The organism is Kribbella qitaiheensis (assembly GCF_014217565.1).
Taxonomy (GTDB): Bacteria; Actinomycetota; Actinomycetes; order Propionibacteriales; family Kribbellaceae; genus Kribbella; species Kribbella qitaiheensis_A.
In genome coordinates, this window is the sequence record NZ_CP043661.1 from 5,288,643 (window position 1) to 5,312,650 (window position 24,008).

The 24,008-nt window shown below is 67.6% G+C and carries 27 protein-coding genes and 1 pseudogene; 20 read left to right on the forward strand and 8 right to left on the reverse strand.

From position 1 onward, the window contains the following. Positions 1-153 precede the first annotated feature (153 nt). The 6 genes from F1D05_RS42155 to F1D05_RS25160 all read left to right on the forward strand — a co-directional run bounded on the left by F1D05_RS42155 (position 154) and on the right by F1D05_RS25160 (position 2,986). Entirely contained in the window at positions 154-885 is a 732-nt protein-coding gene (locus F1D05_RS42155) for an asparaginase (RefSeq protein ID WP_281388749.1), read from the forward strand. After that, complete coding sequence (locus tag F1D05_RS42160; protein ID WP_281388989.1) at positions 839-1,156, forward strand: asparaginase; 318 nt, start codon at positions 839-841, stop codon at positions 1,154-1,156. The genes F1D05_RS42155 and F1D05_RS42160 overlap by 47 nt, the downstream gene beginning before the upstream one ends. Positions 1,157-1,369: 213 nt before the next feature. Beyond that, positions 1,370-1,885, forward strand: coding sequence for a helix-turn-helix domain-containing protein (locus F1D05_RS25150; RefSeq protein ID WP_185442951.1), 516 nt, complete (start codon positions 1,370-1,372; stop codon positions 1,883-1,885). A gap of 80 nt (positions 1,886-1,965) precedes the next feature. Then, the gene (locus tag F1D05_RS40805) at positions 1,966-2,283 is read left to right on the forward strand and encodes a hypothetical protein (protein ID WP_246485954.1); all 318 of its coding nucleotides are present in this window, start codon (positions 1,966-1,968) and stop codon (positions 2,281-2,283) included. After that, positions 2,216-2,521: a hypothetical protein gene (locus F1D05_RS40810; protein WP_246485955.1), complete on the forward strand. Its 306-nt coding sequence runs from the start codon at positions 2,216-2,218 to the stop codon at positions 2,519-2,521. Before F1D05_RS40805 ends, F1D05_RS40810 begins: the two co-directional genes overlap by 68 nt. Positions 2,522-2,635: 114 nt before the next feature. Next, a complete protein-coding gene (locus tag F1D05_RS25160) occupies positions 2,636-2,986 on the forward strand; it encodes a DUF2516 family protein (RefSeq protein ID WP_185442953.1) in 351 nt (116 codons plus the stop codon). 83 nt (positions 2,987-3,069) lie between these two features. Here the strand turns inward: F1D05_RS25160 and F1D05_RS25165 are convergent, their stop codons facing one another. Continuing rightward, positions 3,070-3,657, reverse strand: coding sequence for a helix-turn-helix domain-containing protein (locus F1D05_RS25165; RefSeq protein ID WP_185442955.1), 588 nt, complete (start codon positions 3,655-3,657; stop codon positions 3,070-3,072). Between the two features lie 94 nt (positions 3,658-3,751). Here F1D05_RS25165 and F1D05_RS25170 point away from each other — a divergent pair, with 94 nt between their 5' ends. The 3 genes and pseudogenes from F1D05_RS25170 (at position 3,752) to F1D05_RS42170 (ending at position 5,780) form a co-directional block, all read left to right on the forward strand. Then, positions 3,752-4,552 (forward strand): methyltransferase domain-containing protein, encoded by an 801-nt coding sequence (locus F1D05_RS25170; RefSeq protein WP_185442957.1) that lies wholly within the window; start codon positions 3,752-3,754, stop codon positions 4,550-4,552. 269 nt (positions 4,553-4,821) lie between these two features. Then, positions 4,822-5,085, forward strand: a pseudogene (locus tag F1D05_RS42165) (MFS transporter); the annotation flags it as partial. Positions 5,086-5,204: 119 nt separating this feature from the next. Next, entirely contained in the window at positions 5,205-5,780 is a 576-nt protein-coding gene (locus F1D05_RS42170) for a hypothetical protein (RefSeq protein ID WP_281388990.1), read from the forward strand. A 298-nt stretch (positions 5,781-6,078) separates the two neighbouring features. On the opposite strand, the gene F1D05_RS25180 is transcribed toward F1D05_RS42170, so the two are convergent. After that, the gene (locus F1D05_RS25180; protein WP_185442959.1) at positions 6,079-6,891 is read right to left on the reverse strand and encodes a L,D-transpeptidase family protein; all 813 of its coding nucleotides are present in this window, start codon (positions 6,889-6,891) and stop codon (positions 6,079-6,081) included. Positions 6,892-7,077: 186 nt separating this feature from the next. On the opposite strand from F1D05_RS25180, the gene F1D05_RS25185 reads away from it, so the two are divergent. Then, positions 7,078-7,593, forward strand: a complete 516-nt coding sequence (locus F1D05_RS25185; RefSeq protein ID WP_185442961.1) for an O-acetyl-ADP-ribose deacetylase — start codon at positions 7,078-7,080, stop codon at positions 7,591-7,593. A gap of 37 nt (positions 7,594-7,630) precedes the next feature. Here the strand turns inward: F1D05_RS25185 and F1D05_RS25190 are convergent, their stop codons facing one another. Continuing rightward, positions 7,631-8,215: a L,D-transpeptidase gene (locus F1D05_RS25190; RefSeq protein WP_185442963.1), complete on the reverse strand. Its 585-nt coding sequence runs from the start codon at positions 8,213-8,215 to the stop codon at positions 7,631-7,633. A 165-nt stretch (positions 8,216-8,380) separates the two neighbouring features. Further along, a complete protein-coding gene (typA, locus tag F1D05_RS25195; RefSeq protein WP_185442965.1) occupies positions 8,381-10,243 on the reverse strand; it encodes a translational GTPase TypA in 1,863 nt (620 codons plus the stop codon). Between the two features lie 299 nt (positions 10,244-10,542). Here typA and F1D05_RS25200 point away from each other — a divergent pair, with 299 nt between their 5' ends. After that, positions 10,543-11,196: a TetR/AcrR family transcriptional regulator gene (locus tag F1D05_RS25200; protein ID WP_246485956.1), complete on the forward strand. Its 654-nt coding sequence runs from the start codon at positions 10,543-10,545 to the stop codon at positions 11,194-11,196. Here F1D05_RS25200 and F1D05_RS25205 read toward each other — a convergent pair whose 3' ends face one another. Together F1D05_RS25205 and F1D05_RS25210 are read right to left on the reverse strand one after the other, a co-directional pair. Further along, positions 11,197-11,946, reverse strand: coding sequence for an SDR family NAD(P)-dependent oxidoreductase (locus F1D05_RS25205; RefSeq protein WP_185442967.1), 750 nt, complete (start codon positions 11,944-11,946; stop codon positions 11,197-11,199). It lies immediately after the preceding gene. A 161-nt stretch (positions 11,947-12,107) separates the two neighbouring features. After that, entirely contained in the window at positions 12,108-12,893 is a 786-nt protein-coding gene (locus F1D05_RS25210; RefSeq protein ID WP_206685823.1) for an SDR family oxidoreductase, read from the reverse strand. Positions 12,894-13,038: 145 nt separating this feature from the next. Between F1D05_RS25210 and F1D05_RS25215 the strand changes: the two genes are divergently transcribed. The 4 genes from F1D05_RS25215 to F1D05_RS25230 are packed head-to-tail and all read left to right on the forward strand — an operon-like array spanning position 13,039 to position 16,482. Continuing rightward, positions 13,039-13,929, forward strand: coding sequence for a helix-turn-helix domain-containing protein (locus tag F1D05_RS25215; protein ID WP_185442968.1), 891 nt, complete (start codon positions 13,039-13,041; stop codon positions 13,927-13,929). A 19-nt stretch (positions 13,930-13,948) separates the two neighbouring features. Then, on the forward strand, positions 13,949-15,241 hold the full coding sequence (gene mshA / locus F1D05_RS25220; protein ID WP_246485957.1) for a D-inositol-3-phosphate glycosyltransferase: 1,293 nt from the start codon (positions 13,949-13,951) through the stop codon (positions 15,239-15,241). Further along, positions 15,238-15,726, forward strand: coding sequence for a YbjN domain-containing protein (locus F1D05_RS25225; protein WP_185442970.1), 489 nt, complete (start codon positions 15,238-15,240; stop codon positions 15,724-15,726). The genes mshA and F1D05_RS25225 overlap by 4 nt, the downstream gene beginning before the upstream one ends. Positions 15,727-15,735: 9 nt before the next feature. Beyond that, positions 15,736-16,482 (forward strand): phosphoglyceromutase, encoded by a 747-nt coding sequence (locus F1D05_RS25230; protein ID WP_185442972.1) that lies wholly within the window; start codon positions 15,736-15,738, stop codon positions 16,480-16,482. A gap of 193 nt (positions 16,483-16,675) precedes the next feature. On the opposite strand, the gene F1D05_RS25235 is transcribed toward F1D05_RS25230, so the two are convergent. Then, positions 16,676-17,389 (reverse strand): TetR/AcrR family transcriptional regulator, encoded by a 714-nt coding sequence (locus tag F1D05_RS25235; RefSeq protein WP_185442974.1) that lies wholly within the window; start codon positions 17,387-17,389, stop codon positions 16,676-16,678. A gap of 196 nt (positions 17,390-17,585) precedes the next feature. Here F1D05_RS25235 and F1D05_RS25240 point away from each other — a divergent pair, with 196 nt between their 5' ends. Then, on the forward strand, positions 17,586-18,773 hold the full coding sequence (locus F1D05_RS25240) for an FAD-dependent monooxygenase (protein ID WP_185442976.1): 1,188 nt from the start codon (positions 17,586-17,588) through the stop codon (positions 18,771-18,773). 92 nt (positions 18,774-18,865) lie between these two features. Here F1D05_RS25240 and phoU read toward each other — a convergent pair whose 3' ends face one another. After that, entirely contained in the window at positions 18,866-19,579 is a 714-nt protein-coding gene (phoU, locus tag F1D05_RS25245) for a phosphate signaling complex protein PhoU (RefSeq protein ID WP_185442978.1), read from the reverse strand. 210 nt (positions 19,580-19,789) lie between these two features. Here phoU and F1D05_RS25250 point away from each other — a divergent pair, with 210 nt between their 5' ends. From F1D05_RS25250 to F1D05_RS25265, 4 genes are read left to right on the forward strand one after another with little or no spacing between them, the layout of a single operon-like run. Next, complete coding sequence (locus F1D05_RS25250) at positions 19,790-21,010, forward strand: sensor histidine kinase (RefSeq protein WP_185442980.1); 1,221 nt, start codon at positions 19,790-19,792, stop codon at positions 21,008-21,010. Further along, positions 21,007-21,684 (forward strand): response regulator transcription factor, encoded by a 678-nt coding sequence (locus F1D05_RS25255; RefSeq protein ID WP_185442982.1) that lies wholly within the window; start codon positions 21,007-21,009, stop codon positions 21,682-21,684. The genes F1D05_RS25250 and F1D05_RS25255 overlap by 4 nt, the downstream gene beginning before the upstream one ends. A 48-nt stretch (positions 21,685-21,732) precedes the next feature. Further along, positions 21,733-22,926, forward strand: a complete 1,194-nt coding sequence (locus tag F1D05_RS25260; protein WP_185442984.1) for a lanthionine synthetase LanC family protein — start codon at positions 21,733-21,735, stop codon at positions 22,924-22,926. A gap of 46 nt (positions 22,927-22,972) precedes the next feature. Continuing rightward, positions 22,973-24,001 carry an iron-siderophore ABC transporter substrate-binding protein gene (locus F1D05_RS25265; RefSeq protein WP_185442986.1) on the forward strand — a complete coding sequence of 343 codons (1,029 nt, stop codon included), beginning with the start codon at positions 22,973-22,975 and terminating at the stop codon, positions 23,999-24,001. Positions 24,002-24,008 lie beyond the last annotated feature (7 nt).

Below are 24,008 nucleotides of genomic sequence, written 5' to 3' on the forward strand. Positions count from 1 at the left end.
ACCCTCGGCCTTTCGGACGTTAGCGCGAGACTCGCTAACGTCCGAAAGCACGTGGGGCAGGACCCTCGACCTTTCGGACGTTAGTGGTGTTGTGAGGGGGATCATGGTCAACCTGGGTTTTTGCACCTGACGTCTGAGCCGTACAGTGCAGCCGTGACCGAACCTGTGATCCTCGCCGACGTCGTCCGCAGCGGATTCGTGGAGGGCCATCACCGTGGCTCCGTCGTGGTGACCGCCGCGGACGGCTCCGTGGAGTGGTCCGTCGGCGTGGTGGACCGGCCGATGTTCCCGCGCTCGTCGAACAAGCCGATGCAGGCGCTCGGCATGCTCCGCAGCGGACTCGACCTCGACGGCGAACTCCTCGCGCTCGCCGGTGCGTCCCACTCGGGCGAGGAGATCCACCGCGACGGCGTACGGCGGATCCTGGCGGGCGTCGGCCTGGACGAGACCGCGCTGCGTACTCCGCCGGCGTACCCGATCGACGAGCAGGCGCGCGACGAGTGGGTGCGTGCCGGCCGCGCCGTCGACCCGATCACGATGAACTGCTCCGGCAAGCACGCCGCGATGATCGCCACCTGCGTGACGAACGGCTGGCCGATCCACGACGACGCCCGGGCCAAGAGTCCCGACGGTGTCTGGGGTCGCGACGATTACCGTTCACCGGAACACCCTGTCCAGAAGGCGATCCGGACGGCGATCGAGGATTCGGCCGGCGAGAAGGTCTCGTACGTCGCGGTCGACGGCTGCGGTGCCCCCTTGCTGGCCATCAGCCTGGCCGGGCCTGGCCCGCTCCTTCGGCCTCTTCGCCGCTGCCGCACCAGACACCCACGAAGGCCGCATCGCCAACGCCTTCCGCGAGTACCCGGAGTACGCCAGCGGGAGTAGGCGCGACGAGGCCAGGTTGATGAGGACGGTCGACGGCCTGCTCTGCAAGGCGGGCGCCGAGAGCGTGTACGCCGTCGGCCTCGCGGACGGCCGGGGCATCGCCGTCAAGGTCGAAGACGGCAACCCCCGCGCCCGCGCCGTGGTCATGGCCGCCGTCCTCCAGCACCTCGGCATCGACAACGAAGAGATCCAGTCCCAAACCCACCTTCCCCTCCTGGGCGGCGGCGTAGAGGTGGGTTCGGTCCACCCGTCGCCGAACCTCTTCAGCTAACCCCGCCCGCCCATCGCCCGCACCCGCCCCGCAGCCCGCCCTCGGCACGCGTGCGGCGCGCCTCGTACCCTCCGCCTTCCCTGACCTCGACCCTTGCGGGATGTGCCGCGGGGCCGGCGGTCGGGGCGCCTGGCTTGCGTTCGTAGTACGGGGTGACTGGGCTCACGGCAGGTCTGCTTGCAATTGCAAGCACCCTGCTAGCACAATGGGGGCATGGTCGGATTGGGTGATCGTGTTGCCGACGGGATGGGTTCGGTGGGGGAGTACCTCGCCGAGCAGCGCCGGCACGCGCAGCTTTCGCTGCGGCAGCTCTCCGATCTGGCCGGTGTGTCGAACCCGTATCTCAGCCAGATCGAGCGTGGCCTGCGGAAACCGTCGGCCGATGTGCTGCAGCAACTCGCGAAGGCGTTGCGGATCTCCGCGGAGACCCTCTACGTACGGGCCGGCATCCTCGATCCAAACGACAGCTCCGACGGCGCCCGCCGGGCATCCGGGGTGGTCGACGCGGTACTGCTCGACCCCGCGCTGAACGAGCGGCAGAAACGCGTCCTGCTGGACGTGTACGGCTCCTTCGTCCGTGAGAACACGCCCGATACCGCGGTCGCGACCCCGGCCCAGGCAGCGGCGACCGATGCCGCCGCCGAGCAGGTCGCCGCGCCCAAGAAGGCGACGCCGGCAAAGAAGCCGGCCGCCCAAAAGACCCCTGCAAGAAAACGCACCACCAACTAGCCGGTCCCCTCACGGAACCGGCTGCCCGCAGTACCGCAGTACAGACCCCGCTGAAAATCAATGCTCCGAGGAGATGCCTGATGGCAACCCGTACCTCCGTCAAGCCCCTGTACGTCATCGCCGGCGCCGGCGACCTGGCCGTCGAGAAGTTCCGCGCGGTCAGCGGCGACGTGTCCAGCCGCTTCGCCAAGCTGGATCAGAAGACCGTACAGACCACCCTGCAGACCGAGCTGACCAAGCGTCAGACGGAGCTCGCCAAGGGTCAGGCCGAGCTGGCCAAGCGCTTCGAGGCGCTCGCCGCCGACGCCAAGACCGTGCCGGCCAAGCTTCGTGAGCTGCCCGCCGTCGCGCAGGGCCGGCTTCACCACCGTCCTCGGCCAGGCCGAGGAGGCCTATGACGACCTTGCCGCCCGCGGCCAGGAGATCGTCGGCCGGATCCGTAACCAGAAGGCCTCCGAGGACCTGGTCGCCCAGGCCAAGACCACGGTGAGCAAGGCCAAGGCCACCCGCACCACCGCGCGCAAGACCGCCGAGAGCGCCGAGCGCAACGTGAAGGCGACCGCCACCAGCGCCCGCAAGACCGCGAAGACCGCCACCAAGGCCGCCTCGGCCGCGGCCTCCAAGGTCGGCGACTGAGAGTAGTTCCGCGGCCCTGAGTTGTGACACGGGCTGTGACACCACCTGCGTGGGTGGTCCAGTTCTGCCGCTGAGCAGAGCTGGGCCACCCACGCCTACGTTAGGCTCGTACGCATGCTCGCACTCGCCACGTTCCCTACCCTGTTTCCGGGGTTCGCGAATCCGATCGACGTCATCTGGTGGGTGCTGCTCGGCCTCAAGCTGGTCGCGTTGCTCGATGCCGCCTTCCGGCCGCGCGCGGTGTTCGTCGCGGCGGACAAGCTGACCAAGCCCGGCTGGGTGCTGATCCTGGTGACGTTCACGCTGAGCCAGCTGTTCCAGAGCTGGCTGAGCTTCTTCGGCCTGATCGGGATCGTCGCGGCCGGGGTCTACCTGGTCGACGCCCGCCCCGCCCTCCGGGCCGCTTCCGGCCGAGGCCGAGGCGGCTGGGGCATCCGCCGCCGCCGCGGCCCCCGCCCCCTGTAGCCCAACCACCCCGCGTACGCCGGGCGCCGCGTACGCCGGGCGCTCGGCCCCGATGCGGCGCCAGCGCCCACCGATCGGGTTGGTCAGTCCGCCTTCGAGGTGGCTCGGATGTGGGCGCGTTCGCCCTGTTTGCCGACCAGGCTGAGGTACTCGACCGGACCAGCGCCGGTGGCGCCGAACCAGTGTGGTGTGCGGGTATCGAATTCCACGGCTTCACCGGGCTTGAGCATCATGTCGTGTTCGCCCAGTACGACGCGCAGTGTGCCGTTGAGGACGTAGGCCCAGTCGAAGCCCTCGTGTGTGCGTAGCTCGGGTTCCTGGCTGTCGTCCCCGGCCGGAAGGATGAACTTGTAGGCCTGGATGCCGCCGGCCCGACGAGTCAGCTGGATGACGGTCGCCCCGTCACCGCAGGCGATCGGGCGAAGGTTGATGCGCGGGTCACCGGTCGGTGGCGCATCGACGAGTTCATCCAGGGTCGCTCCGTACGCGCTCGCGAGCGGTAGCAGCTGTTCGAGCGTGGGACGGCGCAGGCCGGCTTCGAGCCTGGACAGGGTGCTGACCGAGATACCGGTCACCTCCGCAAGGTCCGCGAGCGTGATGTCACGCCGCAGCCGGAGCTGCTTCAACCTCGGTCCTACCGCGTTCAGGGTCCGGTCGATTGCTTCGCTCATACTCCGCAGTTTGCCATTCGGCAACAAGGTTTGCCATCACGGTCGGCGGTCGGCACTCTCGGTGAGGTAGGCGAAAACGCGGAGGAGAGTCGCAATGACGCACGATTTCACCAAGAACTACTGGGAAGAGCACTGGCGGCATGGCGAGCCGGTAGCCATGGAGGGTATCCCGCCCAATCCGTATCTGGTCAACGGGACCAGCAGCCTGACGCCGGGAACGGCGCTTGATGCGGGGTGCGGAGCCGGAGCGGAAGCAATCTGGCTCGCAACGCAGGGATGGCAGGTGACCGCAGCCGACATCTCGTCCGACGCGCTTGCTCGTGCAAGCAGGCGCGCGATCGCCGGCGGCCTGTCGCAGCAGGTGGAGTGGGTCGAGGCTGACCTGACAGTTTGGAGCCCAGCCGCGAAGTTCGACCTGGTGACAACGCACTACGCGCACCCTTCGATCCCACAACTGGACTTCTACAAACGCATCTCCAACTGGGTAGCCCCCGGCGGCACGCTCCTGACCGTCGGCCACCTACACCCCGACGGCTCCACACACACCCACGAGTCCGTACACACCCACGAGTCCATACACACCCACGAGTCCATACACACCCACGAGTCCCCACACACCCATAAATCCCAGCACACTCACCGCTCCCCGAACGCCCAAGACTCCACGCTAGCCCAGGGCTCGGCGCATGGTCACGAGCCCTCCGCGGAGCATTCGCGACACGAGCACCAGCCGCCTGCCGAGGCGTCGGCGACAGTAGCGGGCATCTCCGCCGTACTGGACGAAACCCGGTGGGACATCGTCACCACCGACGAACTGCTCCGTACTCTCACCGGCCCAGGAGGCAAAGCCCTCGAGCTGCGCGACGTCGTAGTACAGGCCACCCGGCGCCCGTAGTACAGGCCACCCGGCGCCTCGTAGTACAGGTACCCGCCCGTAGTACAGGCGGCTCCGGGCTCTCAGCAGAGGCGGCTCGACGCGCGTCGTACGGGCCGTTGCGTTTACCCCACCCACCAACCAGCGCCAGAGCAGGTCGGCTTCGGCGCTGCTGCCTCCTGCGCTCTTTAAGGGATCTCATGAACACGAACCAGGCGCTTGCCGCCGACTCGACGATCCAGGATCCGCGGCGGCGTCGCGCGATCTTGCTCGGCGTGTGCATCGCGCTGATGGCCGTTATCGCCTCTGTATCCGGGCTGAACGTCGCCCAGCCACAGCTCTCGCTGGCGTTCGACGCCTCGCAAGCCACCGTGCTGTGGATCATCAACATCTACACCATTACCCTGGCTGCCCTCCTCCTGCCGCTAGGCGCGCTCGGCGACCGCTGGGGCCGCAAACCGATGCTGCTCACGGGCCTCGTCGTCTTCGGCGTCGCGAATATCGCAGCCGGCCTCGCCCCGTCGATCGAGGTCATGATGACGGCCCGATTCCTCGGCGGAGTCGGCGCGGCGATGATCTTGCCCGTCACTCTCGCGGTCATCACGTCGACCTTCCCGAAAGCCGAAAGCCGAAAGCCGAAAGCCGAAAGCCGAAAGCCGAACGCTCCAAGGCGATCGGCGTCTGGACCGGTGTCGCCGGTGGCGGAGGACTCCTGGGCATGTACCTATCGGCCGTCCTGGTCGACGTCGCGACCTGGCGGTGGCTGTTCGTACTACCGGTCGTGCTCGTCGTCGCGGCCCTCGTCATGGCGCTGCGCTCGATCCCCAACTCGATCGAGAAGGCAACGCATCGTTTCGACACCGTCGGCTCGCTGACTTCCGTCGTCGCTGTGGTCGGCCTCATCTTCTTCCTGCACGAGGGACCTTCGCGAGGCTGGACCGAACCCCTCACCCTGCTCAGCCTCGCGGTCGGCATCACCGCCGGATTCGCCTTCGTAGCTTGGGAATTGCGCCAGGTCGCCCCGCTGCTCGACCTCCGCCTGTTCCGCGAGCGTGGCCTGGCCAGCGGTTCCGTCTCGCTGCTGATCGTCTTCGGCGTACAGGCTGGGATCTTCGTAGTCCTCTTCCCGTACTTCCAGGCGGTACTCGGCTGGTCAGGCCTCCGATCCACCTTGGCGCTCATGCCGATGGCGGTCCTGATGAGGCACAAGGGCCTCCGGTTTCGCGGTGTGTCAGGTGCTACTGGTTGAACGCTGCTTAGCCTGCTCGGCGAGGGCGGGTTCGGGAAGTCGAGCTGCCGGGTTTTTCGTCCGCTGCCGGACTTATGGCGCGCTATCGGCCGAACATCGCGTCAGCGGACCCGATCCCGGGCCACCCGGACCCCAGGAACCAGGTGGCGGCGAACCAGGGGGCAGCACCAACCAGCGCCTGACGTTGGAGCCGCGTGGGTGGCCGTTACCAGCCGGCGACGGAGGAGCCCGCGACCAGGGCAGGTGGGAGCCAACGCCAAGTGAGCGACGTAGGAGGGGCGAGGCGGGCGCCTTTTACCTACGAGCGGTAGACGATGACCTTGTCGCCTACGTGGACCTGGGCGAAGAGGGACTTGATCTTGGCCAGGTCTCGGACGTTGACGCAGCCGTGGGAGGCGCCCGCGTAGCCTCGGGCGGCGAAGTCGCTGGAGTAGTGGACGGCCTGGCCGCCGCTGAAGAACATCGCGTACGGCATCTTCGAGTCGTACAGCTTGGAGACGTGGTCGATGCTCTTCCAGCCGACCGAGAAGGCGCCTTCGCGGGTCGCCGTGGCCTTGGCGCCGAAGCGGACGTCCATCGTCATCTTGACGACGCCGTCGACGACGTAGCGCAGTTTGCGGCTGGACTTGTCGATGCAGAGGGCGACGCCGGTCGCGCAACGCTGGTCGAGCTTCTTGCCGTCGACCACGGGAGCCGGCGGGAAGAGTTCCTTCTGGGTGGGCTCGTGGGTCGCCGCGGTCAGCTTGGTCCAGGTGTTCTGGTCGACGTAGCCGATCGGCGGTATTCCGTTCGCGGTCTGGAACTTCTTCACCGCGGAGCGGGTCATCGTCCCGAACGAGTCATCCTGGTACTGCTTGCCCAGCAGCTTCAGCTGGACCAGGCGCGCTTCCACCTTGCGTACGTCGGCTCCGCTGGAACCGTTGCGCCACAGGGCTTTCGGGTAGATCGGCAGCTCGCCGGACACCTCGAACGGCACCGTCTTGAGTTCTGTCGTCGAGGTGGGGGCCGCGGACGCGATCGTTCCGGAACCGGCCAGGCCCGCAATCGCGGCCGTGACGACGGCTGCGGCGAGTACGTGGCGGACGGCCAAGGCCTTACGGAACAAGCGCATCGGAACCCCTCATGGTCGATCTGTCCCTACAAAGACTGGGACGCACTCGGAGCCCGCTTGGTTGGCGCCGGGCGGACGCCAGCAACCGGACTGTGACCCGGTCGCGGAGCCAGCGTAAGTTGCAAAACACGACCTGGTCACCTCTCGTGAGCAGTTCGTGACCTGTCACACAAACTGGAGGAGCCGATGGATATCGTGCTCAGCACCGCGGACATCACCACCGTCGCGACGGACGCGATCGTGAACGCGGCTCACCACGCCCTGCGCGGCGGAGGTGGAGTGGACGGCGCGATCCATCGTGCGGGCGGACCGGCGATCCTGGCCGAGTGCATCGAGCGGTATCCGCACGGGGTCCGTACCGGCGAGGCCGGCTGGACGACGGCGGGCAACCTCCCCGCGCAGTACGTGATTCATGTGGTCGGGCCGAACTACACCGCGGGCCAGCAGGATCCGGCCCTGCTGGAGTCGGGCTACCGCAACGCGCTGCGGATCGCGGACGAGCTCGGCGTACGGCGCATCACGCTGCCGGCGGTATCGGCTGGGATCTACGGCTGGCCGAAGCAGTCGGCGGCCGACATCGCGGTACGGACCTTGCTCGGTACTGCGACAGGCGTAGCGGAGGCGACCTTCTGCCTGGTGGAACCCAGGCTGTACAAGGCGTTCACCGAGGCGCTGGACAACGAAAAACGCGACGACCGGTAGGACCGGCCGCCGCGTTCGACGGAGTGCAGATCGAGGATCAGGCGCTGTAGACCAGAACCTTGTCGCCGACCTTCACGTGGTTGAAGATGTAGTCGATGACCGTCCTGTTGCGCATGTTCACGCAACCGTGCGAGGCGCCGTTGTAACCGCGGGCCTTGAAGTCGCTCGAGTAGTGGATCGCCTGGCCGCCGCTGAAGAACATCGCGTCGGGCATGGGCGACTTGTACAGCGAGGAGACGTGGTTCTTCGACTTGCGGTTGATCTTGAACATGCCGTTACGGGTCGGCGTCCGCGCTGCGCCGAAGCGGGCGTCGCCGCTGGCCTGCAGCTTGCCGTTCAGCATGAACACGACCTTGCGGGTCTTCTTGTTGACGCAGATGATGCGGCCGGTCATGCAGCGCTTGTCCAGCCGCAGCTTGCCCGGTACGAGCACGTTCGTTGCCGCAGACTTCGTCGCGGTGGTGGCGACGACAGCCTTGGGCGCAATCTTCGGCGCTACCGCCTGAACCGATGCGGTCCGAGCGGCGGGTGCGGCGGCGTCCGCCGAGGTGGCCGTGAAGACCCCCACACCCAACATCGCGACTGCCGTCGTGGTGGCGCCGAGCTTACGCAGAATACTCATGTCCCTTTTCCTTCCCCCAACTGAGTTACTTCCAACTGAACAGACGTCGTGGCGGTCCGCTTGGTTGGTAACGATCCGAAACTTTCTCCCCGCCGGATCCGCAACCACGTCAGCAACCACCACGTGGGGCTCAGACTACTGAGCCCCACCGACAACCAGACCGACTCAGATCTTGCTCTTGCGGCCCAGCTTCGCGCGCTCGACCTGAGTCAGCGCGAGCTTACGGATCCGGACGGCGTCCGGGGTGACCTCGACACACTCGTCCTCGCGGCAGAATTCCAGCGACTGCTCGAGCGACAGCTTGCGGGCCGGCACCAGCTTCTCGAACTCGTCCGCGTTCGACCGGACGTTGGTCATCTTCTTCTCACGGGTGATGTTCACGTCCATGTCGTCGGCGCGCGAGTTCTCGCCGATGACCATGCCCTCGTAGACATCGGTGCCCGGCTCGCAGAACATCGTGCCGCGCTCCTGCAGGTTCACCATCGCGTACGTCGTGGTGACACCGGTCCGGTCCGAGACCAGCGAACCCGACGGGCGGGTGCGTAGCTCGCCGAACCAGGGCTCGTAACCCTCGAACACGTGGTGGGCGATACCCGTACCGCGGGTGTCGGTGAGGAACTCGGTGCGGAAGCCGATCAGGCCACGCGCCGGCACCAGGAACTCCATCCGGACCCAGCCGGTGCCGTGGTTGGTCATCTGCTCCATCCGGCCCTTGCGGACCGCGAGCAGCTGGGTGACGGTCCCGAGGTACTCCTCCGGGCAGTCGATCGTCAGCCGCTCGACCGGCTCGTGCCGCTTGCCGTTGATCTCCCGGGCGACCACCTGCGGCTTGCCGACGGTCAGCTCGTAGCCCTCGCGGCGCATCTGCTCGACCAGGATGGCCAGCGCCAGCTCACCACGGCCCTGCACCTCCCAGGTGTCCGGACGCTCGGTCGGCAGCACCTTCAGCGACACGTTGCCGACGAGCTCGCGGTCGAGCCGGTCCTTCACCAGACGCGCGGTGACCTTGGTGCCCTTGACCCGGCCGGCCAGCGGCGAGCTGTTCGTACCGATCGTCATCGAGATGGCCGGCTCGTCCACGGTGATGAACGGCAGCGCCTTCGGGTTGTCCGGGTCGGCCAGGGTGTCGCCGATCATGATCTCCGGGATACCGGCGATCGCGACGATGTCACCCGGTCCGGCCGATTCGCCGGACACTCGCTCAAGCGCCTCGGTGACCAGCAGTTCGGTGATCTTGACCTTCTGGATCGAGCCGTCGTGCTTGCACCACGCGACCTGGGAGCCCTTCTTCAGGGTGCCTTCGTGTACCCGGACCAGCGCGAGCCGGCCGAGGAACGGCGAGGCGTCCAGGTTGGTGACGTGCGCCTGCAGCGGCGCGCCTTCCGTGTACGACGGGGCCGGCACGTTCGCGAGGATGGTCTCGAACAGCGGCTCGAGGTCGTCGGAATCCGGCATCCCGCCGTCGGCCGGCTGGTTCAGCGAGGCGCGACCGGCCCGGGCCGAGGCGTAGACGACCGGGAAGTCGAGGGCGCTCTGGTCGGCGTCGTGGTCCAGCAGGTCAAGGAACAGCTCGTAGGTCTCGTCCACGACCTCGGCGATCCGGGCGTCCGGACGGTCCACCTTGTTCACGACCAGGATGACGGGCATGTTGCGCGCGAGCGCCTTGCGCAGTACGAAGCGCGTCTGCGGCAGCGGGCCCTCGGAAGCGTCCACCAGCAGCACGATCGCGTCGACCATCGACAGGCCGCGCTCGACCTCACCACCGAAGTCGGCGTGGCCGGGGGTGTCGATGATGTTCAGCGTCATCTGCTCGCCGTTGGCCATCTTGTGCCGGACGGCGGTGTTCTTGGCGAGGATCGTGATGCCCTTCTCACGTTCCAGGTCGCCGGAGTCCATCGCTCGCTCGTCGACGTGCTGGTGGGCTCCGAACGCGCCGGACTGCCACAGCATCGCGTCGACGAGGGTGGTCTTCCCGTGGTCGACGTGGGCCACGATGGCCACGTTGCGCAGATCATTACGGAGGGGCATGCGGAAGCGCTCCAAGCATTTTTCGACGGCGTCTGCCAGCGGGGCGTCGGCCAGATGGATTCAGGCGGTGGCTACGAGGGATCTACGTGCCACTCGACAGGCAGGGCGCAGCCGGTCCATGGTACCGGTGACACAGGGTGTCCACGAAACCGGTTGAGCCTTTGACATTCGTTCGCTGTCCGTACAGTCTATAAGTGCGGTCGCGGTGGGCGGCCACATCGGGGACGTCAGGAGCCTGCCCCGGAGTGCCGAGTGTCCGTGGGGGGTTGCTCGGCCCTCCCGGGTTCCTCCTGGCAGAGATGGAAGGCACGATCGCTTTGCCGCGCTCGGCGAACACCAATCTGGAGTTGCGGGAGAAGTCCCGCGAACGCATCCTCGCGGCCGCGCTGGAGGTCTTCGCTACGAAGGGTTACGAGGCCGCTTCCATCTCCGATGTCACGGAGCGAGCAGGCGTGTCTCGCGGGCTGGTCACCTATTACTTCCCCGGCAAGACCAAGCTCGCGGCGGAACTGCTCGACCGCTGGCTGGACGGGATCGCGGGCCTGCTCGAACTCACCGGTACGGCGGACGAACGGCTCGCCGGCATCATCGACGGAAGCCTGCTGGCGGCCGCGTCCACGCTGCCGATCCAGCGGCTGGCGATCTCACTGATGATGCAGCCCGGCACCCACCCGGTCTTCGCCGAGGTCGAGGCTGCGAAGTCCGCCCGTTTGTCCCAGGTCGAAGACGTCATCCGCGCCATCTTCACGGCCCGCGGCGCCCCCGACCCGGCCGTCGAGGAAATGTTGCTCAGAGCAACATTGGAGGGCGTGACGGTGAAGATGGCGATCTACCCGGAGACCTTCCCGGTGGAGTCCGTACGCCGGCGGTTGTACGCGGGCTACGACCTTCCAGAACCCCTCGCATCACTGCCGATCACCTCACCACCGGTAACCCGGCTGCGAGCCAAGTAACTACTGGACGCGGTGGACCTTGTGCTGGGCGGCCTGTGCCCGGGGGCGGACCGTCAGCCGGTCGATGTTGACGTGGGCGGGGCGAGTGGCGACCCAGGCGACGATGTCGGCGATGTCGTCAGCGGTGAGGGGTTCGGCGACCCCGGCGTACACGGCGTCGGCCTTGGTCTGGTCGCCTTCGAAGCGGGTCAGGGCGAAGCCTTCGCTCTTCACCATCCCGGGGGCGATCTCGCAGACGCGGACCGGCTGGTCGTACAGCTCCAGCCGGAGGGTGTCGACGACGGCCTTGGCGGCGTGCTTGGCCGCGGCGTACCCACCGCCGCCTTCGTAGGCGACCTGGCCGGCCGTCGATCCCATCACCATGATCTGGCCCTCGGCCGCGATCAGGGCCGGGAGCAACGACTTGGTGACGGCGGCGACGCCGATCACGTTCACCTCGAACATCCGGCGCCAAGCGTCCAGGTCGGCCTCGGAGACCGGCTCGAAGCCGAAGGCGCCGCCCGCGTTGTTCAGCAGCAGGTCGACCCGGTCGCCGACGGCTGCGGCCAGGGCGGCGACGTCCTCGGCGGAGGTGACGTCGCACTGGACCGCGCGACCGTTGATCTCCTTGGCCAGTGCCTCGATCCGGTCCAGCCGGCGGGCCGCGCACACCACCTCGAACCCTTCCCGGGCGAGCCGGCGGGCCGAAGCGGCGCCGATCCCGCTACTGGCTCCGGTGACAACGGCGACTGGACGTGCAGAGGAGGTCATGTCCTGAGTCTTACAAATCCCCGCGCGACCCCGAGCACCCGTCTCACGCCCGTACTACGGAACGCGGGCTGAGGTGGGTGCGCGGGCTGAGGTTCAGGCGTGGTGGCGGGGGAGCTTCCGTCTCACGCCCGTACTGCGGGACGGGGGCTGAGGTGGGTGCCTCAGGCCTGGCGGGTGGGGAGGGTGATGATGTTGCGGAGGTTGAGTTCGCGGCGGCGGGAGACGGCGAAGGCGAGCACGTCGGCGATGTCGGCGGACGTCAGCGGGCTGATCGTTTCGAACATGCCGGCCAGCAGCTCCTGCTGCTCCGGCAGCAGGTGCGAGCCGAGTTCGGACTCGGTCAGGCCGGGCTCGATGTTGGTGACCCGGACGTCCAGCGGGGAGAGGTCCGCGCGGAGAGCGTTCGAGAGTTGCGTCAGCGCGGCCTTCGTCGCGCCGTACACGGCGTAGCCGGGGAAGACCAGGTGTGAGCCGATCGACGAGATGTTCACCAGGTCCGCCGTACGGCCCTCGGCCGCCGCCGCGATCAGATCCGGGGTGAAGGCGCCGATCAACCGCAGTGCGCCGGTCAGGTTGGTGTCGATCATCCGGGACCAGTCGTTGGCGCGGATCTCCTGGATCGGAGCAGCGAGCATCACCCCGGCCGCGTTCACGACCAGGTCGACCCGACCGAGCCGCTCGGCGATCATCTCGACGCCGCGATCCACGGAATCCTGCGAAGTGACGTCCACACCGACACCAAACGCAGTACCGCCGGCCGCGGTGATCCGGGTGGCGAGATCGTCGAGCCGGTCGGTCCGGCGGGACAGCAGGGCGACCGAGGCGCCATCGGCCGCGAGGCGCTCGGCGATGGCCTCGCCGATGCCGCTGGCGGCGCCGGTGACGACCGCGTTCCGGCCGGTCAGGGGAAGGGTGCGGTTCTGCTGCTGAAGCATCGTGCTGGTCATCGTTTGCTCCTGGTGGATTCGGTTGATGACCTCAGCCTGGTTCAGCCGCGACGGGTTACCCAGACGTCTCTCCACCCTGGGGTCTGCGGAGCCTGGTTCTGACAGAACCACCCTTGGTAACCCTGCCGCTGGGATACTGGGGGACATGGATCGCCGTGCGGAGCTGACCGAATTCCTGAAGTCCAGAAGGGCCCGGATCCGTCCGGAGGACCTCGGGCTGAAGGTGTTCGGCAACGGCCGGCGGCGAGTCCCCGGTCTGCGCCGCGAGGAGCTCGCCCAAGCGGCAGGCGTCAGCGCGGACTACTACGTGCGCCTGGAACAAGGCCGTACGGACAATGTCTCGCAGGAGATCCTCGACGCGGTCGCCGGAGTGCTCAGCCTGACCGAGGATGAACAGGACCACCTACGAAGGCTGGCGAAACCGGTACGCCGGCCGAAGCAACGCCGTACGGTGCAGCGGGTCCGTCCCGCCATGCAGCAGTTGCTGAAGGCACTCGACGGCGTACCGGCCTTCATCCTCGGCCGCCGGATGGACGTGCTGGCCTGGAACCCGTTGGCGGCGGCGCTGATCGTCGACTTCGGGGCGTTGTCCGCCAAGGAGCGGAACATGCCGAGACTGGTCTTCCTCGACGAGTCCTGCCGCGATTTCTACCCGCAGTGGGAGGCGATCGCGGCCGAGACGGTCGACTACCTGCGGTTGTACGCCGGCCGCAATCCCGATGATCCCGAGCTGGCCGAGCTGATCGGGGAGCTGTCGATCCGCAGCGAGGAGTTCCGCACGCAGTGGGCCCGGCACGACGTACGGGACAAGAGCTTCGGGGTGAAGCGGATGGTCCATCCGATGGTCGGCGAGCTGACGTTGCAGTACGAGTCGCTGGTGATGCCCGGCGATCTCGACCAGACGCTCATCACCTACTCGGCCGAAGCCGGAACCCAGTCCGAGTCCGCGCTCCGGCTGCTCGCCAGCTGGACCGCTCCGACCGTCGAGCCGCAGCTGTCTGCCGACCGCGTCGGCGGCCAGCGGGTCGAGGAGTGAGCGGAGTTACCCTGACCAGGTGACTTACCCCTCCGCCGACCGCCCGCTGAGGCGGGTCGCGATGATCAGCCTGCACACCTCCCCGTTGGATCAGCCCGGGATCGGCGATGCCGGCGGGATGAACGTCTACGTGGTGGAGTTGTCGAAACGGCTGGCGGGGCTGGGGATCGAGATAGACGTGTTCACCCGGGCGACCGCGTCGGCGCTGCCTGCCAAAGTCGAGCTGATGCCTGGTGTGACAGTCCGCAACGTGGCTGCCGGTCCGTACGAAGGCCTGTCCAAGAACGAACTCCCGGCCCAGTTGTGCACTTTCGCCCGCGCCGTACTGCGTGCCGAAGCGATCCGCGAGCCCGGGTACTACGACGTGATCCACTCGCACTACTGGTTGTCCGGCCAGGTCGGCCTGCTCGCCCGCGACCGCTGGGCCGTGCCGCTCGTGCACACCATGCACACGATGGCGAAGGTGAAGAACGCGAGTCTCGCCGAGGACGACGTACCGGAGCCGCCCGCGCGGTTGATCGGTGAGGAGCAGGTGGTCGAGGCGGCGGACCGGCTGCTCGCGAACACCGAGGACGAGGCGCGCGAACTGATCAGCCTGTACGCCGCGCAGCCGGCCAAGGTCGGAGTGGTCAACCCTGGCGTCGATCTGGAGGTCTTCAAGCCAGGCGACCAGGCCGCGGCGCGCCGGGCGGTGGGCGTACCGGAGGACGCGATCGTGCTCGCCTTCGTCGGCCGGATCCAACCACTCAAGGCGCCGGACATCCTGATCAAGGCGGCGGCCCGGATGCTCGAGCAGGACCCGTCGCTGCGGGACCGGCTGGTGGTGGCGATCATCGGCGGCCCGTCCGGCAACGGGATGGAGCATCCCGAGTCGCACGCGGAGCTGGCTCGCGCACTGAAGGTCGACGACGTCACCCGGTTCGTGAAGCCGATCGCGGGCGCCGGGCTCGCTGAGTGGTACCGGGCGGCCTCGGTCGTCTGCGTCCCGTCGTACTCCGAATCCTTCGGGCTGGTCGCCCTGGAGGCCCAGGCGTGTGGGACTCCGGTCGTCGCGGCGGCCGTCGGTGGGTTGACGACGGCGGTCAGTGACGGGGTGACCGGCCTGCTGGTGCCTGGGCACGACATCACCGACTTCGCCGACGCGCTGCGGCGGATCGCGACGGATCCGGTCACCCGCGAGAACATGAGCCAGGCGGCGGTCAAGCATGCCCGCGGCTTCGGCTGGGAACTGACCGCGGAGAAGACCCTGGCGGCGTACCGGACGGCCCAGGAGACGATGGCGGCGGAACTGGCCGCGGAGGTGACTGGATGAGGGTGTCGGCCGCGGACGTGATCCGGCAGGTGCTGACCGAGAACGACCTGGAGTTCACCGAGGCGACGCCGGGGGCGTTCGTCGCGGAGCTGCCGGGTGAGCGGAAGCTGAAGACCACCACGATGCTCACCGTGGGTAATCAGGCGGTGCAGGTGCACGCTTTCGTGGCCCGGCGGCCCGATGAGAACCACGAGGCCGTCTACCGCTGGCTGCTGGAGCGGAACCTGAAGATGTACGGCGTCGCGTTCGCGGTGGACCACCTCGGCGACATCCACCTGGACGGCCGGGTGCCGCTGCACGCGATCACTCCGGTCGAGGTGGACCGGCTGCTCGGTGCCGTGCTCGAGTACGCCGACTCGTCGTTCAACACGATCCTCGAGCTGGGCTTCGCGTCCTCGATCCGCAAGGAGTACGACTGGCGGATCTCCCGCGGCGAATCGACCCGGAATCTGGACGCGTTCAAGGGCTGGCTGGAGCCTCGGTAGGCTGCGGCTATGACCTATCGCCTGATCCTGCTCCGCCACGGCCACAGCGACTGGAACGCCAAGAACCTGTTCACCGGCTGGGTGGATGTCGACCTGAACGCCCAGGGTGTCGAGGAAGCGCACCGCGGCGGCCAGTTGCTGCTGGAGCGCGACCTGCTCCCGGACGTCCTGCACACCTCGGTACTGCGCCGCGCCATCCGCACCGCGAACATCGCCCTCGAAGAGGCCGGCCGGCAGTGGATCGACGTACGCCGGTCCTGGCGGCTGAACGAGCGCCACTACGGCGGTCTGCAGGGCAAGGACAAGAAGCAGACCCTGGACGAGCTCGGCGAGGAGCGGTTCATGCTGTTCCGCCGCTCCTACGACACGCCGCCGCCGGCGATCGAGCGCGGCTCGGAGTTCGACCAGGCCGGCGACCCCCGGTACGCCGGGCTGCCGCCCGAGTTGCTGCCGGCAACGGAATGCCTCGCCGACGTCGTCGAGCGGATGCTCCCGTACTGGTACGACGCGATCGTCCCGGACCTGCGCGCGAACAAGACCGTCCTCGTCACCGCCCACGGCAACTCCCTGCGCGCCTTGGTCAAGCACCTCGACGACCTCGACGAGCAGACCGTCGTCGGCCTCAACATCCCGACGGGCGTCCCCTTGTACTACGAGCTCGACGACAACTTCAAGCCCGTGACCAAGGGCGGCGAATACCTCGACCCAGCTGCAGCCGCAGCCGCCATCGAAGCAGTGAAGAACCAGGGCCGCTAACACCCCCCGCACCCCCCCGCACCCCTCCGCTTCCGCGGCGACTTCTGGGACCTAGGACAAGTAGTGGGGACCTGGGACAAGATATTTCCTGTCCGAGGTCCCAGCGGGGTGTCCGAGGTCCCGACTTCTGGTCGCGAAAAAGGCGCCCTCGGCAACCAAGTGGTTGCCGAGGGCTTCGTTCGTTCCTGATCGGTCAATCTGCGGGGATGCCGGCTTCGGCGCGGTCTGCGGCGATCAGGTCGGTGAGTAGCTCGGTGAGCCCGGCCGCGAGCTCCTCGCGCTTGATCACGCCGAGCTTCCGATCGGACTCGAAGGCGCGTCGTACTGTCTGGGCGAGCAGCTCGGCATGGTCTGCCGCACCGCCTTCGGGCGTCGAGGTCTCCGCCCGCAGGAACCCTTCGAACGTTGCCTGGTAGGCGTAGCCGAGCTGCTCGAGGTTTAGGTCGTCGCGGAGCAACTCGTGGTGGCCGAGCAGCTCGAAGTACTCGCGCGACATCTTGCTGTGCCGGTCGTCGTGACCGCTGTCGCGGGTCGCGGCCAGCTTGCCGAGCAGCTCGGGGTCGGTGAGCAGGAACCCGCGCAAGAGTGGCCGGCGCGTGATCGCCAGGAAATAGATCTGAGCGAACCGGTGCAGCAGCGCCGCGTCCGGATCCTTCTCCAGCGCCTGCCGTAGCTCGTCCAGCGCGGTCAGGACCTCGCGGTCGAAGACGGCGCCGAAGAGTTGCTCGCGGGTCTTCCAGTGCAGGTAGACGGTGCCTTTGCCGATGCCCGCCCCGGCGGCCACATCGTCGATGGTCACGCGCCGGTACCCGTGCCGCAGCAGCAGGTCCGCAGCCGTGTCGAGGATCCGGGTGGCCCGCTCGGCCCGCTGGTTCGGATCCCGGAGTCGTTCGGCGTTCGCGCTCATGTGATCACCGTATGACCGGCCGTGAGTTCTGGTCAATGGCTAATTAACAGTTGACTAGATTTCAAATCTGGTCATAAACTGTGAATCAATCTCAATCTCAAGCAGTCTCAATCTCAAGCAATCTCAATCCCAGGCAGTCCCAATCTCAAGCAATCCCAATCTCAGCAATCTCGAACCGCGATGCAAGGAGTCCCCGATGACGACCAAGACTGTTCTGATCTCCGGTGCCGGGGTCGGCGGACCCACGCTGGCGTACTGGCTGGCCCGGCACGGATTCCGCCCGACCGTCGTCGAGCGCTCGGCCGGACTGCGCTCCAGTGGCAACCCGGTGGACGTCCGCGGGCCGGCGGTGCGAGTGGTCCAGCAGATGGGCGTGATGGAGCAGCTCCGGCAGGCCGCCACCTCGGTGACCGCGTTGAGCTTCGTCAACGACGGGGGTCGCGAAGTGGGCCGGGTCAATCTGCGGGCCATGCAACGAGCCGGCCGTAGCCAGGAGGTGGAGGTGACGCGCACCGACCTGGCCCGCGTCCTGTACGACGCGAGCCGGGACTCCGCGGAGTACCTGTTCGACGACACCATCACCGCGCTCAGCCAGGACGCCGAGGGGGTCGACGTGACCTTCGAGAACGCAGCCCCGCGCCGGTTCGATCTGGTGATCGGCGCCGACGGACTGCACTCGATGGTTCGCCGGCTGGCGTTCGGTGCGGAGCGGGACTTCGTGCGGCACATGGGTCTGTACGTCGCGACGATGCAGCTCGGCGGCCCTGCGGAGAGTGAGCGGGACGTTCTCCTGTTCAACACGCCTGGCCGGATGGTCTCCGTCCACCCGGTCCGGGGCCAGGCGCTGGCGGCATTCATCTTCCGTAGTCCGGCGGTGAAGGGTTTCGATCACCGCGACCTCGCGCAGCACCGCCAGATCCTGACCGACGCCTACGAGGGCGATGGCTGGCGTGTGCCCGAGTTGCTGGAGCGGGCTCAGGTTGCCGAAGACATCTGGCTCGACGCTGTCAGCCAAGTGCGGCTGGACAGCTGGGCGAACGCCCGGATCGCACTCCTGGGCGATGCCGCTTCGTCCGTCTCCCTGTTCGGCGACGGCTCTACGCTGGCGCTAGCGGGCGCCCACACGCTCGCGGAGGAGTTGGCGGCGACGCCTGGCGATCCCGCGTCGGCGTTCGCCCGCTACGAGACCAGGCACCGCAAGCTGGTCGATCCCAGGCAGGGCAATGTCGCCGTGGCTGCCGGTTTGATGGTTCCGGCCAGTCGGACGGGAATCGTGGCCCGCAATCTGGCCACCCGCCTCTGGCCGGCCGCAGCCGGTGTCAGCTGGCTTCGCAACCGTCTCGTGCCCGCGCGCCCCAACGACGCGGTTCCAGCCGCGGTCTGAGGAGTCGGCGCCATCGCTCGTACACAAGGGCCCTCAGCAACCTGGTGGTTGCCGAGGGCCCCTGCTCCAACTGCAAAGTTTCTGTTCTGTAGTTAGTTGTTGTTGCCGTTCGGGGAAGGGGTGGAGGCGCCTGCACCGGAGCCGGCTGCTGTGCCGCCGACGGCTACGGGGAGTTCGCCGGTGACCAGGTAGACGACTCGGCGGGCCATCGAGACGGCGTGGTCGGCGATGCGCTCGTAGTACCGGCCGAGGAGGGCGATGTCTACGGCTACCTCGACGCCGTGCGGCCAACTGGAGTCCATCATCAGGCGGAACTGGTTGCTGCGCAGCTTGTCCATCTCGTCGTCGACGGCCTCCAGCGCGTTGGCCGCCTTGACGTCGCGCGACTTGATCACGTCACCGGCGGAGTCGACCATCTGGCCCGCGACGCCGCCCATCTCCTCGATCACCGCGTGCAGCTCGGCCGGGATGGCCGAGGCCGGGTAGCGCAGCCGGGCGATCTTCGACACGTGCGCGGCCAGGTCGCCCATCCGCTCGAGGTCGGCGACCATCCGGAGCGCGGCGACCAGCATCCGCAGCTCGTTGGCGACCGGCGCCTGCCGGGCCATCAGTTCGAAGACCTTCTCCTCGACACCTTCGCCGGCCGCGTCCAGTTGGATGTCGGCGGCAATGACCTCTTCGGCCTGCCGGATGTCGGCCGCCAGCAGGGCGGTGGTGGAGCGGCGTACGGCGGTCGACACCGTCCGGGTCATCCGTTCGAGCTCGGCGAGGATGTCGTCGAGCTGCTCGTGATAGGTGTCGCGCATCGTTGTCTGCTTCCGATCTGTGGTGTCCGGTCTCGCCGAGGGCGGGACCGGCCGGGGCACCAGTCAGTACCCACCCACCGTGGACCGTATGCCGTCGAGGTTGCCGGTCGGCGACGAGTGGTGAACGGCCGATGAACAGTTAGGACGCGTTCCGGTCATCCGGTGCTCATTCGGTCTTTCCCTCCTGGTTGCCCGCGTAGCATCGCAGCTGTGGACCCCACGCTGGCTGCGGTGCTGGGCGGCGTCATCGGCGCGGCCCTGGCTCTGCTTTCATTCGGTGCTTTGATGCTCAGTGAGCGTTCTCAGCACAAGATCCCCGTCTCGCCGGAGCCGATCGTGCCGACCGGAGTCGCCACCGTTCTGTCCGTACTGCGCTCGTCGGCGGTCGTGATGGGCCCGGAGGACCAGGTGCTCCAGGCCAGCGCCCCGGCGCACGTGCTCGGCATCGTCCGGGGCGAGCGGCTGGTCGCCGACGAGTTGCTGGAGATGGTCCGCGCGGTCCGCCGGGACGGCGAGATCCGTCAGCGGGACCTGGAAATCGTCCGCGGCCGGCTCGGCGCCACGCAGTACGTGAGTGCCCGGGTCGCCCCGCTCGGCAGCCAGCTGGTGCTGGTGCTGGTGGAGGACCGGACCAGGGAACGCCGGATCGACGCCATCCGGCGCGACTTCACCGTGAACGTGAGCCACGAGCTGAAGACCCCGATCGGCGCGCTGATCCTGCTCGCCGAGGCGGTCTCCGAGGCCTCCGACGATCCCGTCGCGGTGCAGCGGTTCTCCGGCCGGATGCGGATCGAGGCGTCGAGGCTGTCCCGGCTGGTCAAGGAGATCATCGAGCTGTCCCGGCTGCAGGGCGACGACCCGCTGGAGAATCCCGGCCCGGTCGACATCAGCGCCGTGGTCGAGCAGGCCGTCGACCGCTGCCGGGTGGACGCCGAGGACCGCGAGATCAACCTGGTGGTGAAGACCGATCCCGCCCTCGAGGTGATGGGCAGTGAGGACCAGCTCGCGATCGCGATCGGCAACCTGGTCGAGAACGCGGTCAACTACAGCCCGGACGGCACCCGCGTCGCGGTCGCCGCCCACCCGATCGGGGACCTGGTCGAGATCACCGTCAGCGACCAGGGCGTGGGCATCCCGAGCAGCGACCTGGAACGCATCTTCGAACGCTTCTACCGGGTTGACCGGGCCCGCAGCCGGGAGACCGGCGGGACCGGGCTCGGCCTCTCGATCGTCAAGCACATCGCCTCGATCCACGGCGGCGACGTGCGGGTCTGGAGCGTCCAGGGCCAGGGCTCGACCTTCACCGTGAGACTCCCGCTGCGGCTCGATCCCGCGACCGGGCAACCGACCGACTCCACCATCCAGGAGGAGCCGGCCCTCGATCTGACGCCTACCCCGTCAGAGCACACCGCAAAGGAGGCAGCTTCGTGACCCGAGTGCTGGTCGTCGAAGACGAAGAGAGCTACAGCGACGCCTTGTCGTACGTGCTGCGCAAGGAAGGGTTCGAGGTCGCCGTCGCGGAGACCGGACCGGACGCGCTGGACGAGTACGACCGGGCCGGCGCGGACATCGTCCTGCTGGACCTGATGTTGCCGGGCCTGTCCGGGACCGAGGTGTGCCGGGCGCTGCGCAGCCGGGGCAACGTCCCGGTCATCATCGTCAGCGCCAAGGACACCGAGGTCGACAAGGTGGTCGGACTCGAACTGGGCGCCGACGACTACGTCACCAAGCCGTACAGCCCGCGCGAGCTGCTGGCCCGGATCCGTGCCGTCCTGCGCCGCGGCCAGGACGTCGAGCTGCTGCCGGACACGCTGGAAGCCGGCCCGGTCCGGATGGACGTCGAACGCCATGTGGTGACGGTCGGCGGGACCGAGATCCGGCTGCCGCTGAAGGAGTTCGAGCTGCTCGAGATGCTGCTCCGCAACACCGGCCGGGTGCTCACCCGGGGTCAGCTGATCGACCGCATCTGGGGCGCCGACTACGTGGGCGACACCAAGACGCTCGACGTCCACGTCAAGCGGCTCCGCTCCAAACTGGAGAAGGATCCGTCGAACCCGTCCCACCTGGTCACGGTGCGCGGGCTGGGCTACAAATTCGAGTCGTGACCGGTACTACGTACGCCTCCTCCGTCGTACGGTAACTAGCCTGGCGCCATGGAGACGCCAGACGGCTCGGCACCAACACAGAAGGCGGCGGAACTCGCACGGGGCGCGGCTGATTGGCTCCTTGACAGCATTGAGGGCTGCGAGGACCTGTCGCTGTACCACGGGCTGCCCGGCATCGTGCTCGCGCTGCAGGAATGCGCGGAGCACTTCGGCGATGCTCGCTATCAACGAGCTGTCGAAGCCGGCGCGGACGCACTGACCGCGGGCATCGACAGTCTCGAGGACTCGTCGCTGTACTTCGGCTTGGCCGGCGTCGCTGTTGGGCTGCGGGCCGTCGGCAGGGACGATCCGGCACAGCGGGCGCTGGGCCGGATTCGGGATCGTTTCGACGGTCAGCGGTGGAGCCCGATGTTCGAGCTCCTCGTCGGCAACGCCGGCATCGGGCTCGGGGCGCTGGGTGCAGGCGATCTGGAGCTGGCTGTTGCCGCGGTGACGCCCTACCTCACGACCGCGGACCGGACTGCGGGTGGTGTGAATTGGCCGGTCCGGCCGTCGCCGCCACGCTCCCATCACATCGCACACGGCACGCTGGGCATCGTCTACGCGCTGGCCGCTGTCGGCCGGGCTGCTGACCGGCAGGACTTGATCGACCTTGCTCTCGCCGGAGCGGCAGACGTCGTGGACCGTAATGAGGCTGGTCCCGACGGCTTTCTCGTAGCGCACTCCGATCCGCCGCACCGGCCTGAACTGATCGAGCGGTACAGCCTCGGCTGGTGCAACGGTCCGGCCGGCGATGCGCAGGTCTTTCGCCTGCTTGCGCAGATCACCGGAGACCCTTCCTGGATCGACCTCGGTGACCAGTGCTGGCACACAGTCACCCAGTCCGGGTTGCCGCGCCGGATCCGTCCGGGCTTCTGGGACAACCACGGGCGGTGCTGCGGTACTGCGGGTGTGCTTGCCCTGGCCTGCGACCGAATCGTGGAACGAGGTGACGACTTCGCCTTCGCCGACCTACTCGTCGACGACCTCGCGACTCACGCGGTCATCAACGAAGCGGGTGTGCGCTGGTCGAACCATGAGCACCGGGCGGTCCCGCCAGACCTCGAACCACACCCTGGATGGGCGATGGGTAACGCAGGCATCGTTCGCGAGTTGCTGCGCTATACCCGCCTGAAGGAGGGCAGATCGAGTGGCTACGCGATCCCTTGGCCGGACCATCCCGTCACTTCAGTAATGAGTTAGCTTAGGCTGTCCTTAGTTGAGCTAACGATAACTGAGGAGAGCAATCATGGTCTGGACCCGGCGAACCTGTCGGCCTGCTCGTTTCGCGGCGATCGCGATGGGCGCCGTACTGATGGCGAGCTCGTTGGCTGCCTGTGGGAATGAGGCGGACCAGCAGGCGGTGCCGGCGCCGGATGCGGTGGCGGGGTTCCCGGTCACGTTGAAGAACACCTTCGGCGAGACCACGATCCCGAAGAAGCCGGCGCGGATCGTCACGCTCGGGTGGAATGCGCAGGACGTGGTGTACGCGCTCGGTGAGACGCCGGTCGGGATGCCGCGCGTGACCTACGGCCCGACGGTGGCTGGCGTGAGTGCGTGGGATGCGGACCGGTTCGATGGCGCGAAGACGACGCTGCTGGACACGGCCGACGGGTACCCCTTCGAGAAGATCGCGGCCCTGAAGCCCGACGTGATCCTGGCGCCGTACGAGGGCTTCGACGCGACCGTCTACGAGACTCTCTCGGCGATCGCGCCGACCGTGGCGTACCCGGGTGCGCCGTGGCAGACCAGCTGGCAGGAGCAGACCACGCTGGTCGGCAAGGCGCTGGGTAAGTCGCCCGAAGCAACGAAACTGATTGCCGGCATCAACGACCTGACGAAGAAGGTCGCCGCGGAACACCCCGAATTCAAGGGCAAAACGCTGACCATCGGCTCGTTCGGGCAGACCAACTACGCCTATATGCCAACCGATCCACGGGTCCAGATCCTCACCGAGATGGGTTTCGTGAACTCACCCGGCGTCGAGGCGCTGCAGGCGGCGAACACCAAGAAAGAGTTCGCCGTCTCCATCAGCAAGGAAAAGGTCGCCGACATCGACGCCGACGTGGTCGTCGGCTTCATCGACGGACTGACCACGAAGAAGTTCGAGGCCGACCCGGTCTACGCGTCCCTGAGCTCAGTCAGACGCGGCAGCGCCTACCTACTGGAAAACCAGCAGATCATCTCCGCCATGAGCTCAGTCAGCGTCCTCAGCGTCCCGTGGGTCCTGGAAAAGATCCTCCCAGGCCTCTCGAAGGCAGCTCATGTCGCGAGCTAGGAGCCAC

Excerpts from the sequence above, each read along its gene's own strand:
- F1D05_RS25150 (WP_185442951.1), top strand. The coding sequence starts at position 1,370 with ATGGTCGGATTGGGTGATCGTGTTGCCGACGGGATGGGTTCGGTGGGG.
- F1D05_RS40805 (WP_246485954.1), top strand. The coding sequence starts at position 1,966 with ATGGCAACCCGTACCTCCGTCAAGCCCCTGTACGTCATCGCCGGCGCC.
- F1D05_RS25160 (WP_185442953.1), top strand. The coding sequence starts at position 2,636 with ATGCTCGCACTCGCCACGTTCCCTACCCTGTTTCCGGGGTTCGCGAAT.
- F1D05_RS25165 (WP_185442955.1), bottom strand. The coding sequence starts at position 3,657 with ATGAGCGAAGCAATCGACCGGACCCTGAACGCGGTAGGACCGAGGTTG.
- F1D05_RS25170 (WP_185442957.1), top strand. The coding sequence starts at position 3,752 with ATGACGCACGATTTCACCAAGAACTACTGGGAAGAGCACTGGCGGCAT.
- F1D05_RS25180 (WP_185442959.1), bottom strand. The coding sequence starts at position 6,891 with ATGCGCTTGTTCCGTAAGGCCTTGGCCGTCCGCCACGTACTCGCCGCA.
- F1D05_RS25185 (WP_185442961.1), top strand. The coding sequence starts at position 7,078 with ATGGATATCGTGCTCAGCACCGCGGACATCACCACCGTCGCGACGGAC.
- F1D05_RS25190 (WP_185442963.1), bottom strand. The coding sequence starts at position 8,215 with ATGAGTATTCTGCGTAAGCTCGGCGCCACCACGACGGCAGTCGCGATG.
- typA (WP_185442965.1), bottom strand. The coding sequence starts at position 10,243 with ATGCCCCTCCGTAATGATCTGCGCAACGTGGCCATCGTGGCCCACGTC.
- F1D05_RS25200 (WP_246485956.1), top strand. The coding sequence starts at position 10,543 with ATGGAAGGCACGATCGCTTTGCCGCGCTCGGCGAACACCAATCTGGAG.
- F1D05_RS25205 (WP_185442967.1), bottom strand. The coding sequence starts at position 11,946 with ATGACCTCCTCTGCACGTCCAGTCGCCGTTGTCACCGGAGCCAGTAGC.
- F1D05_RS25210 (WP_206685823.1), bottom strand. The coding sequence starts at position 12,893 with ATGACCAGCACGATGCTTCAGCAGCAGAACCGCACCCTTCCCCTGACC.
- F1D05_RS25215 (WP_185442968.1), top strand. The coding sequence starts at position 13,039 with ATGGATCGCCGTGCGGAGCTGACCGAATTCCTGAAGTCCAGAAGGGCC.
- F1D05_RS25225 (WP_185442970.1), top strand. The coding sequence starts at position 15,238 with ATGAGGGTGTCGGCCGCGGACGTGATCCGGCAGGTGCTGACCGAGAAC.
- F1D05_RS25230 (WP_185442972.1), top strand. The coding sequence starts at position 15,736 with ATGACCTATCGCCTGATCCTGCTCCGCCACGGCCACAGCGACTGGAAC.
- F1D05_RS25235 (WP_185442974.1), bottom strand. The coding sequence starts at position 17,389 with ATGAGCGCGAACGCCGAACGACTCCGGGATCCGAACCAGCGGGCCGAG.
- F1D05_RS25240 (WP_185442976.1), top strand. The coding sequence starts at position 17,586 with ATGACGACCAAGACTGTTCTGATCTCCGGTGCCGGGGTCGGCGGACCC.
- phoU (WP_185442978.1), bottom strand. The coding sequence starts at position 19,579 with ATGCGCGACACCTATCACGAGCAGCTCGACGACATCCTCGCCGAGCTC.
- F1D05_RS25260 (WP_185442984.1), top strand. The coding sequence starts at position 21,733 with ATGGAGACGCCAGACGGCTCGGCACCAACACAGAAGGCGGCGGAACTC.
- F1D05_RS25265 (WP_185442986.1), top strand. The coding sequence starts at position 22,973 with ATGGTCTGGACCCGGCGAACCTGTCGGCCTGCTCGTTTCGCGGCGATC.